We start from the raw sequence: 12,611 nt of genomic DNA, 5'->3' as shown, positions 1-12,611 counted from the left end.
CCGCCTGAGTGAACCGTCCGCCCCAAAGTGCCATATCTTACTCCTGAATTTTTATGCGAAAGGGCGCAGCATGCTGCGCCCTTTCGCATAAAAATTCAGGAGTAAGATATGGCACTTTGGGGCGGACGGTTCACTCAGGCGGCGGATCAGCGGTTCAAGCAACTCAACGATTCGCTGCGGTTCGATTATCGCCTGGCGGAGCAGGATATCGTGGGCTCGGTGGCCTGGTCGAAGGCGCTGGTGACCGTTAACGTGTTGACGGCAACGGAGCAACAGCAGCTGGAGCAGGCGCTGAATGCGCTACTGACGGAGGTCCAGGCCGATCCTTTGGCGATCGTCCAAAGCGATGCCGAAGACATCCACAGCTGGGTGGAGCAGAAGCTGATCGAGAAGGTCGGCGATTTGGGCAAGAAGCTGCACACCGGCCGCAGCCGCAACGATCAGGTCGCGACCGATCTGAAGCTGTGGTGCAAACAGCAAGTCGGCGATCTGCATCAGGCGATCGTCCAGCTGCAGCAGGCGCTGGTGGAGACCGCCGAAGCCAACCAGGATGCGGTGATGCCGGGGTATACCCACCTGCAACGCGCGCAGCCGGTGACTTTCGCGCACTGGTGCCTGGCCTATGTCGAGATGCTGGCGCGCGATGAGAGCCGCCTGCAGGATACCCTGAAACGGCTGGACGTCAGCCCGCTGGGCAGCGGCGCGCTGGCCGGCACCGCTTACCCTATCGATCGCGAGCAGCTGGCCGGCTGGCTGGGCTTCGCCTCGGCGACCCGCAACAGCCTGGACAGCGTATCCGATCGCGATCACGTGCTGGAGCTGCTGTCCAACGCTGCCATCAGCATGGTGCACCTGTCGCGCTTCGCCGAAGACCTGATCTTCTTCAACAGCGGTGAAGCGGCATTTGTCGAGCTGTCCGACCGCGTGACCTCCGGCTCTTCGCTGATGCCGCAGAAGAAAAACCCGGACGCGCTGGAGCTGATCCGCGGCAAGTGCGGCCGCGTACAGGGTGCGCTGACCGGCATGATGATGACGCTGAAAGGCCTGCCGCTGGCGTACAACAAAGACATGCAGGAAGATAAAGAAGGGCTGTTCGACGCGCTCGACACCTGGATGGACTGCCTGCAGATGGCGGCGCTGGTGCTGGACGGCATTCAGGTGAAGCGCCCGCGCTGCCAGGAAGCGGCGGAGCAGGGCTATGCCAACGCCACCGAACTGGCGGATTACCTGGTCGCCAAGGGCGTGCCGTTCCGCGAGGCGCACCATATCGTCGGCGAGGCGGTGGTAGAAGCGATTCGCCAGGGCAAACCGCTGGAAGCGCTGCCGCTGGCGGACTTGCAGCAGTTCAGCGCAACGATCGGCGACGACGTTTACCCGATCCTGGCCTTGCAGTCCTGCCTGGACAAGCGTGCGGCCAAAGGCGGCGTCGCGCCGCAGCAGGTGGCCGCGGCAATCGCCGCAGCGAAACAGCGTTTGGCTTGACGACGACAAGGGCGGTCCGGTGCCGCCCTTGAACCTCTACCCCGCCAGGCGTGCGCACAGATAACGGTTCAGGCTCACGCCTTCCTCCATCGCGCCGATCGCCAGCCGCCGATGCTGTTCCGGCGTCATGCGCAACACCAGTTTTCCGCTGAAGTTCTTTTCCGCCAGCGCCTGCGGCGGCGTTTCGCCTTGCGCCAACATATCGGCGATCGTTTCGCTCACCACTTTTTCGATACCCTCCAGTGCGCCGGTACGCGTGGCCGCCAGCCAGGACAACGAGGGGAATTCGGCGCATAGCCCGACATATTCACGATCATCCGCTGACCAGGTGATGCGATAGGTATAGTGTTCATGCTTTTCCATGTTCTTCCTCCATTCTGGCTCCCTTCTTTATTCTAGTATCGTTATTGGTATCACTTCAATGTCGAAGCATAAAAAATGAACGCAGAAGGGCCGTGAGGCAAGAGGAGGGAGGAAAATGTGGAAAGTGCTGCGCAAAAAAACCGGGCCTGAAGGCCCGGTGGGGATGAGCGGAGAATGAGAGGTTATTCGCCCGGGCAGCGCTGGCAGCGCTCGATTTCGGTCGTGCCGAGTTTGAGTTTCGCCTGCAGGTCACGCAGCGCAGTGCGCAAGCCTTCCTCGATCACCGGGTGATAGAACGGCATGTCCAGCATCTGATCGACGGTCATCTGTTGCTGATGCGCCCAGGCCAACAGGTGCGCGATGTGTTCGGCGTCCGGGCCGATCATTTCCGCGCCGAGGAAACGGCCGGTGCCTTGCTCGCCGTAGACGTGCAGAATGCCTTTGTTGCGCAGCATCACCCGCGAGCGGCCCTGATTCTCAAACGAGACCTTGCCCACTTCAAAGCAGCCGCAGGCGCTGAACTTCTCGCTCAGCTCGCGGAAGGTCGAGCCGACCATGGCGATCTGCGGATCGGAGAACACCACTGAAATCGCGCTGCGGCGCAGGCCCGGATTGATCTCCGGGAAGCTGCCGGCGTTGGCGCCGGCGATGCGCGCCTGATCGCTGGCCTCATGCAGCAGCGGCAGCTGGTTGCTGGCGTCGCCGGCAATGAAAATATGCGGCACGCTGGTTTGCATCGTCAGGCGGTCGGCCAACGGCACGCCTCGGGCGTCGAGCTGTAAGCCGGTGTTTTCGAGGCCCAGCCGATCGACGTTGGGGCGGCGGCCGGTGGCGGCCAGCACGTAGTCCACCAGGATCTCCTGCGGTTGGCCCTGCAGATCCCGATAGCGGATAAATACGCGGTCGCCTTCGCGCTGCATCATCTCTACCTTCACGTCGGCGTCGAGATAGAACTCTTCCCCCAGCGCGTTGGCGGCGTAGTCGCGCACGGCGCTGTCGGTCAGCGGCCCGACGGCGCCGCCGATGCCGAAGACCTTGGTGTCGACACCGAGGCGGTGCAGCGCTTGCCCCAGCTCGAGCCCGATGACGCCAGGGCCGAATACCGCTACGGACTGCGGCAAATCATCCCAGTTGAACAGATCGTCGTTGACGATCAGACGATCGCCCAGTTCGTTCCACGGCGCCGGCCAGCTGGGGCGGGAACCGGTGGCGATCACGATGCGCTGCGCCACGATGCGCGTATGCTCGTCGACCTGCAGCGTGTTGTCGTCGATAAAGCGGGCATAGCCCTGAATTTTGTCGCTGGCCGGGATCTCGTCCACGCCTTCCAGCACGAAGCTGACGAAGCGATCGCGTTCGCGTTTGACGCGCGCCATCACTTCGCGCCCGTCGATGCGGGTTGTACCGGTTGGGTGCACGCCAAAGCCCGGCGCGCGTTCGATTTGATGCACCGCTTCGGCGGCGGCTATCAATAATTTGGATGGCATGCAGCCAACGCGCGCACAGGTGGTGCCGTAAGGCCCGCCTTCGATCATCACCACGCTGGGGGTAGACAGTTTGGCCGCGCGATAGGCGCCGAGCCCTGCGGTGCCGCCGCCGATGACCGCAACATCAACGTTCAACAGTTTCATATCCGCTCCTGAAAGGTAAAAAAAGGGCGGGCCGTAGCCCGCCAAAGTTCACGTTGGCTTTGTTATTACTTATTAAGCTGACAGGAAAGTTTCCAGATCGTCGCTGCCGCCGATGTGACGGCCGCCGATGAACACTTGCGGCACCGTGGCGCGGCCGCTGACGGCGCGCAGGCTGACGGTGGTGGCGTCTTTGCCCAGTACGATCTCTTCATACTGAATGCCGCGCTCTTGCAGCATCTGCTTGGCTTTGGCGCAGAATGGGCAGCCCGGCTTGGTGAATAGGGAGACCGACTCCTGCACTTTGAATTCCGGCGCCAGGTATTTCAGCATGGTGTCGGCGTCGGACACTTCAAACGGGTCGCCCGGCTTGTTCGGCTCGACGAACATTTTCTCGACCACGCCGTCGCGCACCAGCATCGAGTAGCGCCATGAACGCGGGCCAAAGCCCAGATCCGCTTTCTCGACCAGCATGTTCATGCCTTTGGTGAATTCACCGTTGCCATCCGGCACGAAGGTGATGTTTTCCGCATGCTGATCGGCTTTCCAGGCGTTCATCACGAAGGTATCGTTCACCGAGACGCACAGAATGCCGTCGACGCCGTGCTGCTTGAATACGCTGGACAGTTCGTTGTAGCGCGGCAGATGGCTCGAAGAACAGGTTGGCGTAAATGCGCCCGGCAGCGAGAACACGATAACGGTTTTGTTTTTGAACAGGTCATCAGTGGTCACATCAATCCATTGGTCGCCCTGACGGGTGTGGAAAGTAACCTGAGGAACTTTCTTGCCTTCTTGACTGGTAAACATTGATTAACCCCTTAATTAGCAAAATTAATTTTTAGCATTTAGCGCGATATCGCTTCGTTGGGACACATTATTGTCGCTGGGGGTTGATAGATCTAATCGCTCATTGCTATCTTATCTATCGCCATGAGCTATCATGGAATGGAGGGAAACAATGAATATTCGTGATTTAGAGTATCTGGTCGCCTTGGCCGAGCACCGGCACTTCCGCCGCGCGGCCGATTCATGCCATGTAAGCCAGCCCACGCTGAGCGGGCAGATCCGCAAGCTGGAAGACGAGTTGGGCGTCATGCTGCTCGAGCGCACCAGCCGCAAGGTGCTGTTCACCCAGGCGGGTCTGCTGCTGGTGGAGCAGGCGCGCACCGTGCTGCGCGAAGTGAAAGTATTGAAGGAGATGGCCAGCCAGCAGGGCGAAGCCATGTCTGGGCCGCTGCACATCGGCCTGATCCCGACCGTGGGGCCTTATCTGCTGCCGCAGATCATCCCGACGCTGCACAAAACCTTCCCGAAACTGGAAATGTACCTGCACGAAGCGCAAACCCAGCAACTGCTGGCGCAACTCGACAGCGGCAAATTGGACTGCGCCATTCTGGCATTGGTGAAGGAAACCGAGGCGTTTATCGAAGTGCCTCTGTTCGATGAACCGATGAAGCTGGCGGTGTATTCCGATCACCCGTGGGCGCAGCGCGAGCGCGTGGCGATGCCGGATTTGGCGGGAGAGAAGCTGCTGATGCTGGAGGATGGCCACTGCCTGCGCGATCAGGCGATGGGCTTCTGCTTCCAGGCGGGCGCGGACGAAGATACCCACTTCCGCGCCACCAGTCTGGAAACGCTGCGCAATATGGTCGCGGCCGGCAGCGGCATTACCCTGCTGCCGTCACTGGCGGTGCCGCCGCAGCGCGAACGCGACGGCGTCTGCTATCTGGATTGCTACAAGCCGGAACCGAAGCGCACCATCGCGTTGGTGTATCGTCCCGGTTCCCCACTGCGCAGCCGTTATGAGCAGTTGGCCGAAGCGATCCGCGAGCACATGCAGGGCTACATCGACAACGCGTTAAAACAGGCGGTTTAAGCCGTTAAGCGCCGCCACCCGGTAGGCTTCGGCCATGGTCGGATAGTTGAAGGTCGTATTAACGAAATACTCGATAGTATTGCCTTCACCTTTCTGTTCCATGATCGCCTGACCGATGTGGATGATCTCCGCCGCACGCTCGCCGAAGCAGTGGATCCCGAGGATCTGCAGGGTGTCGCGATGGAACAGGATCTTCAGGCTGCCTACGTTCATCCCGGCGATCTGCGCGCGCGCCAGATGCTTGAACTGGGCGCGGCCCACTTCATACGGCACCTTCATCGCCGTCAGTTCCTGCTCGGTTTTGCCGACGGAGCTGATTTCCGGAATGGTGTAGATGCCGGTCGGGATATCTTCGATTAGGTGACCGCTGGCTTCGCCGGAAGCGATCGCCTGCGCGGCGATGCGGCCCTGATCGTAGGCGGCGGAAGCCAGGCTCGGATAGCCGATCACGTCACCGACCGCATAGATGTGCGACAGCGCGGTTTGGTACATGCTGTTCACCTTCAGCAGCCCGCGGCTGTCCGATTCCAGGCCGACGTTTTCCAACCCCAGCGAATCTGTGTTGCCGGTACGGCCGTTGGCGTACAGCAGGCAGTCCGCTTTCACCTTCTTGCCGGACTTCAGGTGCACGATCACGCCGTCTTCGGTGCCTTCAATCTTCTCGAACTCCTCGTTGTGGCGGATCACCACGCCGTTGTTCCAGAAGTGGTAAGAGAGCGAATCCGACATCTCCTGATCGAGGAATGCCAGCAGGCGATCGCGGGTGTTGATCAGATCGACCTTGACGTTCAGACCGCGGAAGATAGACGCGTATTCGCAGCCGATCACCCCGGCGCCGTAAATGATCACGTGGCGCGGTTCATGGCTCAGCTCGAGAATGGAATCGCTGTCGTAGATGCGCGGGTGATTGAAATCGACGCTGGCCGGGTGATAAGGGCGCGAGCCGCAGGCGATCACGATGTGGTCGGCGCGGATGGTGTCCTGAGTGCCGTCCATATAGCTGACGCTGACGGTGTTGGCGTCGATGAAGCGCGCGTCGCCGGCGAACAGTTTGCACTGGTTCCGCTCATAGAACCCTTGGCGCATGCGGGTTTGCTGGCTGATGACGTTATCGGCGTGGCGTAAAATGTCAGGGAAGGTCGCGCTGAGCGTGCGCGAGTTGTTGTAAAGCGGGTTCTGGTTGAATTCGATAATGCGGCTGACGGCGTGGCGGAGGGCTTTGGAAGGGATGGTGCCCCAGTGGGTACATCCGCCGCCTACGTTGTTGTACCGTTCGATAACGGCCACGCGGGCGCCCTGTTTCACCAGCCCCATGGCGGCACCTTCACCACCAGGGCCCGAGCCAATCACAATGGCATCAAATTGATAGTGCTGTTGCATGTAGGAGAGACCTGTTTTTTATACAAGATTACAACGGTATCTTAACATCATAGCGCTGCTCACCCAATCACCATTAGGCTTTTTGAGGCAAAGCACAATCGGCTCAGGGCGGAAGTGTGATAGAGCGCGTTAGTATAAATGCTGTTGCAATAAAATTTGCTATATTGCCGAGTCTAGGGCGTTAGACTGAGAGAATGGAACCTATCCGGATATGCATATGGGCGTCAGAGCACAACAAAAAGAACGGACTCGTCGTTCCCTGATCGAAGCCGCATTCAGCCAGCTGAGCGCCGAACGCAGCTTCGCCAGCCTGAGCCTGCGGGAAGTTTCACGCGAGGCGGGCATCGCGCCCACGTCGTTTTACCGCCATTTTCGCGATGTGGATGAGCTGGGGCTGACCATGGTGGACGAAAGCGGCCTGATGCTGCGTCAGTTGATGCGACAGGCGCGCCAACGCATCGCCAAGGGCGGCAGCGTGATCCGCACCTCGGTGTCCACCTTTATGGAATTTATCGGCAACAACCCGAACGCCTTCCGCCTGCTGCTGCGCGAGCGCTCCGGCACGTCGGCGGCATTCCGTGCGGCGGTGGCGCGCGAGATCCAGCATTTCATCGCCGAACTGGCGGACTACCTCGAGTTGGAAAACCACATGCCGCGCAGCTTTACCGAAGCGCAGGCGGAAGCGATGGTCACCATCGTGTTCAGCGCCGGCGCGGAAGCGCTGGATATCGACGTCGAGCAACGGCAGCAGCTGGAAGAGCGGCTGGTGCTGCAGCTGCGGATGATCTCCAAAGGGGCGTATTACTGGTATCGCCGCGAACAAGAAAAAGCTTCTGTGTCCCACGTATAAAAAAGGTAAAAATGATGGAAAAACCAGGCCGTGAAAATGGCACCTTACTGCTGGCGTTGATTGCCGGCCTTTCGATCAACGGTTCGTTTGCCGCGCTGTTCAGCTCGGTGGTGCCGTTTTCGATCTTCCCGCTGATCGCGTTGGTGCTGGCGTTGTACTGCCTGCATCAGCGTTACCTGAACCGCGCCATGCCGGACGGCATGCCGAAGCTGGCGGCGGCCTGCTTCCTGCTGGGGCTGCTGATGTACAGCGCCATCGTGCGCGCCGAATATCCGCAGATCGGCTCCAACTTCCTGCCGTCGGTGATCTGCGTGGCGCTGGTGCTGTGGATCGGGATGAAACTGAAGGCGCGCAAGGCGCCGGATGCGCCGACTCAAGAGTCGTAATGAAACGGGGCGCCATGATGGCGCCCCTGTCGTATCAGCGGTGCTTTTCCAGCAGCACGCCGCATTCCATGTGATGGGTATACGGGAACTGATCGAACAGCGCCAGGCGGCTGACCCGGTGAGTGGCCTGCAGCGTTTCTAGGTTGGCGCACAGCGTTTCCGGATTGCATGAGATATAGAGAATGCGCGGGTAGGCCTGCACCATCTTCACCGTTTCCTCGTCCAGCCCGCTGCGCGGCGGATCGACGAAAATCGTCTCGCAGTTGTAGCCGCTCAGATCGATGCCTTTCAATCGGTTGAATTCGCGCACCCCGTTCATCGCCTGGGTGAAGTCTTCCGCCGCCATGCGAATGATCTGCACGTTGTCGATATGGTTGGCGGCGATGTTGTACTGCGCCGCCGCCACCGACGGTTTGGCAATCTCGGTCGCCAGCACGCGCTCGAAATTGCGCGCCAGCGCCAGCGAGAAGTTGCCGTTGCCGCAATACAGCTCCAGCAAATCGCCTTTGGAACCGGCGGTCACCGCCAGCGCCCATTCCAGCATCTGCACGTTCATGGCCGCGTTGGGCTGAGTGAAGCTGTTTTCCACCTGGCGGTAGATCATGTCGCGGCCGGCGACCGGCAGCACTTCGTCAACATAATCCTGGTCGAGCATGATTTTGGTCTTCGATGCCCGGCCGATCAGCTGCAGGTCGAAACCCTGCGCGCGCAGATCGTTACGCAGCTGCTCGGCGTGCCGTTGCCAAACGTCATCCAGCTTGCGGTGATACAGCAACGAAGCGATGATTTTGCCGCTTTGCGTCGACAGATAATCGATCTGGAACAGCTTGTGGCGCAGGATCGGTTCCGGTTTCAGCGCGGCGATCAGGGCGCTCATCAGGCGGTTGATCAGTTCGCTGGCGGCCGGGAACCGATCGACGCGAATACGCTGCTTGGTCTGCTGATCGAACATGATGTGGTACATGTCGTCCGCGTCGTGCCAGATGCGGAATTCGGCGCGCATGCGGTAGTGATCGACTGGCGAGCGGAACACTTCCGGCTCGGGCGCCGCGAACGGTGACATCAACGTCTTCAGGCGGGCGACTTTCTCCGCCAGTTGGTCATCGTAACGTTCAATAGGCAAATTCTCGGGCGTCATGTGTGTCTTCTCGTCAGGCAAATTTGATCAGCGGGGATTGTAGGGAATCAGCCCGTGAAGTCCAGTTTTGTCGCGTTTATTATTTGTAACATTAGTAGCAGTCTAGACATCTATTTTCATTGATCGTAGCATTGCCGTCCGGCCTCAAGCAGCGAGTGAAAAGGGAATCCGGTGTGAATCCGGAGCTGACGCGCAGCGGTAAGGGGAAGTCACGGCGATAGCGTTTCGACGCAGACACTGTCCATTGCAGGATGGGAAGTCATCGCCCGTTGCCGGTCGCGCCCCGCGGCCTGCAAATCCCAAGCCCGAAGACCTGCCGGTGTTACGTCGCAATGTCCGTGGCCGTCGCGAACTATCGGCCATGATCCTGCGGCATCCGCCAATTAAGTTTGGATGCTTTTCTCATGACAATTACAAAAAATACGCTGCTGGCGGTGGTTTCCTCCGTCACGGCTTTTTCTGGATGGGCGCAAGACAACACCACAACCACGAATGGCGATAACCTGGTGGTGACCGCCAACCGCTTCCCGCAGCCGGTTTCTTCCGTGCTGGCGCCGACTTCCATCGTCACCCGCAACGATATCGATCGCTGGCAGGCCAAGAGCCTGACCGACGTGATGCGCCGCCTGCCGGGCGTGGATGTTGGCCAGAACGGCGGGCTGGGGCAAAAGAGCTCGCTGTTTATTCGCGGCACCAACTCCAGCCACGTGCTGGTGCTAATTGACGGCATTCGCCTTAATCAGGCGGGCGTCAGCGGCTCTTCCGATCTTAGCCAAATCCCAATTTCGCTGGTGCAGAAAGTCGAATACATCCGCGGCCCGCGTTCGGCGGTGTACGGCTCCGACGCCATCGGCGGCGTGGTCAACATCATTACCACCCGCGAAAAGAACGGCACGACGCTTTCCGCCGGCCTCGGCTCCAACGGCTATCAATCCTATGACGCGTCGACCCAACAGCAGCTGGGCGACAGCACCGTGGCGACGGTGGCGGGCGACTACACCTATACCAAAGGGTATGACGTGGTGGCCTATGGCAGTACCGGTATGCAAAGCCAGCAGGATCGCGATGGCTTTATGAGTAAATCGCTGTATGGTGCGCTTGAGCATCAGTTCAGCGAATCGGTCAGCGGTTTTGTACGTGGGTATGGCTACGACAACCGCACGGCGTACGATAGTTACTATTCCTCTCCGGCCAGCTCTCTGCTAGATACTCGCAAGCTGTACAGCCAAACCTGGGATACCGGATTGCGTTATAAAGAAGGCATTTACGCAACACAATTGACCGGCAGCTACAGCCATAGCAAGGATTACGATTACGATCCTCGCCGCGGTATGCATGACAGCTCGGCCAGCCTGGTGGATTCCGAACAGTACAACCTGCAGTGGGGCAATACGCTGCAGGTTGGACAGGGTACCGTAAGCTCTGGCGTCGACTGGCAGCAACAGAAAATCAAACCGGACTCCACCACCGTAAAGGGTGAAAAAAGCCAACGTGATGCAGGCATCTATCTGACCGCGCAGCAACTGGTTGGCCCGGTGACGCTGGAAGGCGCGGTTCGGGGTGACGATCATTCCGAGTTTGGCTGGCACGGCACCTGGCAAACCAGCGCGGCCTGGGAGTTCGTCGAGGGATACCGTTTTATCGCGTCGTATGGCACGGCGTTCAAAGCACCCAATATGAGCCAGCTATACGGCAACTTTGGCAATAACACCGATCTGAAGCCGGAAGAAAGCAAGCAGTGGGAAGGCGGTTTTGAAGGGCTGACCGGGCCGGTGACCTGGCGCATCTCCGGTTATCGCAACGACATCGACAATTTGATCGATTCCACGGGGGAAACCAACTACGTCTATTACAACGTGGGTAAGGCGACCATCAAAGGGATTGAAGCGACGGCGTCTTTTGATACCGGCCCGCTGACGCACCAGATTGGTTACGATTATGTCGATCCGCGCAACGCAAAAACTCACGAAGTGCTGCTGCGCCGCGCCAAACAGCAGGTGAAATATGAGCTGGACTGGCAGCTGTATGACTTTGACTGGGCGGTGACTTATCAATATCTGGGTCAACGTTATGACAAGGACTACAGTACCTATCCGGAGCAGAGCGTGAAACTCGGCGGCGTGAGCCTGTGGGATCTCGCAGTTTCGTATCCGGTCACATCTCATCTGACAGTTCGTGGTAGAATTGCCAACCTGTTTGATAAAGATTATGAGACGGCCTATGGCTACGCTACTCCAGGAAGAGAATACTACCTCACTGGAAGCTATACCTTCTAACAGCACCGCCACACCTCGCCCGACGGTGCTGGTTTTCGATTCCGGCGTCGGCGGGCTGTCGGTATATCAGGAGATTCGGCAGTTGCTGCCGGATCTCCACTATATATACGCTTTCGATAACGTGGCGTTCCCCTACGGTGAGAAGTCCGAAGAGTTTATCGTTGAGCGCGTGGTGGAGATTGTCGGCGCAGTGCAGCAGCGGCATCCTCTGGCGATTGTCGTCATTGCCTGCAACACCGCCAGCACCGTTTCCTTGCCGGCCCTGCGCGAGCGTTTCAGCTTCCCGGTCGTGGGAGTGGTGCCCGCCATCAAGCCTGCCGCCCGTCTTACCGTTAACGGCATCGTTGGCCTGTTGGCGACCCGTGGCACCGTACAGCGCAGCTACACCCACGAACTGATTTCCCGTTTCGCTACCGACTGCAAGATTGAACTGCTGGGCTCTTCAGAGCTGGTGGAGTTGGCGGAGGCCAAGCTGCACGGTGAAGCTGTGCCGTTGCCGGTACTGAAGAAGATCCTGCATCCGTGGCTGAGCATGCGCGAGCCGCCGGATACCGTCGTGCTGGGCTGCACCCATTTCCCTCTATTAGCTGAAGAGCTGATGCAGGTGTTGCCGGAAGGCACCCGGCTGGTGGATTCCGGCGCGGCGATTGCCCGTCGTACCGCCTGGCTCATCTCGACGCAGGAAAATCTGGTCTCGAGCCAGGAAGAGAATCTGGCCTATTGCATGGCGTTGAATGAAGATACTGACGCTTTATTGCCCGTTTTGCAGAACTACGGCTTTAAATCGTTGAAAAAACTGCCGCTTTAACGGTGTTTTGGTTAAACATTCAACGGTCGGAAAAAATATTGAAAATAGGGGTTGCGGCCTGCCGAGAACTCCCTATAATGCGCCTCCACTGACCGGGAACAACGACTGACAAGCCGCCGGGTCAGCGAGAAGAAAGCAAAATAAACGCTTGACTCTCCGGGCTAAAAGCGTAATATACGCAGCCGCGCCGATGAGTTTCTCGGCACTGCTCTTTAACAATTTATCAGACAATCTGTGTGGGCACTCCACAAGACGATATCCAGCATCTTCGGATGCAAAAAAACATCAAGTCTTGAAGAGTGACTAACTGAAGTAAAATTCATGCAGTAAATCTTTGAGCATCGCTTCTCGAGTGGAAGCACATCAAGCTTTTAATTGAAGAGTTTGATCATGGCTCAGATTGAACGCTGGCGGCAGGCTTAAC

11 protein-coding genes and 1 riboswitch are annotated in these 12,611 nt (G+C 58.8%); of the genes, 6 read left to right on the top strand and 5 right to left on the bottom strand.

What is annotated here, in order from left to right; genetic code table 11:
• The first annotated feature begins 108 nt into the window (after positions 1-108).
• Positions 109-1,482, top strand: coding sequence for an argininosuccinate lyase (gene argH, locus REA38_RS14205; protein WP_033636426.1), 1,374 nt, complete (start codon positions 109-111; stop codon positions 1,480-1,482).
• Positions 1,483-1,518: 36 nt separating this feature from the next.
• Here argH and REA38_RS14200 read toward each other — a convergent pair whose 3' ends face one another.
• The 3 genes from REA38_RS14200 to REA38_RS14190 all read right to left on the bottom strand — a co-directional run bounded on the left by REA38_RS14200 (position 1,519) and on the right by REA38_RS14190 (position 4,280).
• Positions 1,519-1,845 (bottom strand): type II toxin-antitoxin system HicB family antitoxin, encoded by a 327-nt coding sequence (locus REA38_RS14200; protein WP_047570060.1) that lies wholly within the window; start codon positions 1,843-1,845, stop codon positions 1,519-1,521.
• 182 nt (positions 1,846-2,027) lie between these two features.
• Positions 2,028-3,476 (bottom strand): dihydrolipoyl dehydrogenase, encoded by a 1,449-nt coding sequence (locus REA38_RS14195; RefSeq protein ID WP_308886078.1) that lies wholly within the window; start codon positions 3,474-3,476, stop codon positions 2,028-2,030.
• A 72-nt stretch (positions 3,477-3,548) separates the two neighbouring features.
• Positions 3,549-4,280 carry a glutathione peroxidase gene (locus REA38_RS14190; RefSeq protein WP_019452251.1) on the bottom strand — a complete coding sequence of 244 codons (732 nt, stop codon included), beginning with the start codon at positions 4,278-4,280 and terminating at the stop codon, positions 3,549-3,551.
• A gap of 151 nt (positions 4,281-4,431) precedes the next feature.
• Between REA38_RS14190 and oxyR the strand changes: the two genes are divergently transcribed.
• Positions 4,432-5,349 (top strand): DNA-binding transcriptional regulator OxyR, encoded by a 918-nt coding sequence (oxyR, locus tag REA38_RS14185; protein WP_033636422.1) that lies wholly within the window; start codon positions 4,432-4,434, stop codon positions 5,347-5,349.
• Here the strand turns inward: oxyR and sthA are convergent.
• Positions 5,332-6,729 (bottom strand): Si-specific NAD(P)(+) transhydrogenase, encoded by a 1,398-nt coding sequence (sthA, locus tag REA38_RS14180; protein ID WP_004931047.1) that lies wholly within the window; start codon positions 6,727-6,729, stop codon positions 5,332-5,334. The two genes, oxyR and sthA, sit on opposite strands and share 18 nt — an antisense overlap.
• A 217-nt stretch (positions 6,730-6,946) precedes the next feature.
• Here sthA and fabR point away from each other — a divergent pair, with 217 nt between their 5' ends.
• Positions 6,947-7,579 (top strand): HTH-type transcriptional repressor FabR, encoded by a 633-nt coding sequence (gene fabR, locus REA38_RS14175; RefSeq protein WP_004931044.1) that lies wholly within the window; start codon positions 6,947-6,949, stop codon positions 7,577-7,579.
• A gap of 14 nt (positions 7,580-7,593) precedes the next feature.
• A complete protein-coding gene (locus tag REA38_RS14170; protein ID WP_308886076.1) occupies positions 7,594-7,965 on the top strand; it encodes a YijD family membrane protein in 372 nt (123 codons plus the stop codon).
• Positions 7,966-7,999: 34 nt separating this feature from the next.
• Here REA38_RS14170 and trmA read toward each other — a convergent pair whose 3' ends face one another.
• Entirely contained in the window at positions 8,000-9,103 is a 1,104-nt protein-coding gene (gene trmA, locus REA38_RS14165; RefSeq protein WP_308886074.1) for a tRNA (uridine(54)-C5)-methyltransferase TrmA, read from the bottom strand.
• 122 nt (positions 9,104-9,225) lie between these two features.
• Positions 9,226-9,439, top strand: a riboswitch (cobalamin riboswitch).
• Between the two features lie 68 nt (positions 9,440-9,507).
• On the opposite strand from trmA, the gene btuB reads away from it, so the two are divergent.
• Together btuB and murI are read left to right on the top strand one after the other, a co-directional pair.
• On the top strand, positions 9,508-11,379 hold the full coding sequence (gene btuB, locus REA38_RS14160; protein ID WP_060453255.1) for a TonB-dependent vitamin B12 receptor BtuB: 1,872 nt from the start codon (positions 9,508-9,510) through the stop codon (positions 11,377-11,379).
• Positions 11,324-12,187 carry a glutamate racemase gene (gene murI / locus REA38_RS14155; protein ID WP_308886073.1) on the top strand — a complete coding sequence of 288 codons (864 nt, stop codon included), beginning with the start codon at positions 11,324-11,326 and terminating at the stop codon, positions 12,185-12,187. The genes btuB and murI overlap by 56 nt, the downstream gene beginning before the upstream one ends.
• Positions 12,188-12,611 lie beyond the last annotated feature (424 nt).

It is taken from the genome of Serratia sp. MF1(2023) (assembly GCF_030954545.1).
Taxonomy (GTDB): Bacteria; Pseudomonadota; Gammaproteobacteria; order Enterobacterales; family Enterobacteriaceae; genus Serratia; species Serratia sarumanii.
Note: the sequence above shows the minus strand (reverse complement) of the source record. Positions and strands in the feature narration are given on the sequence as shown.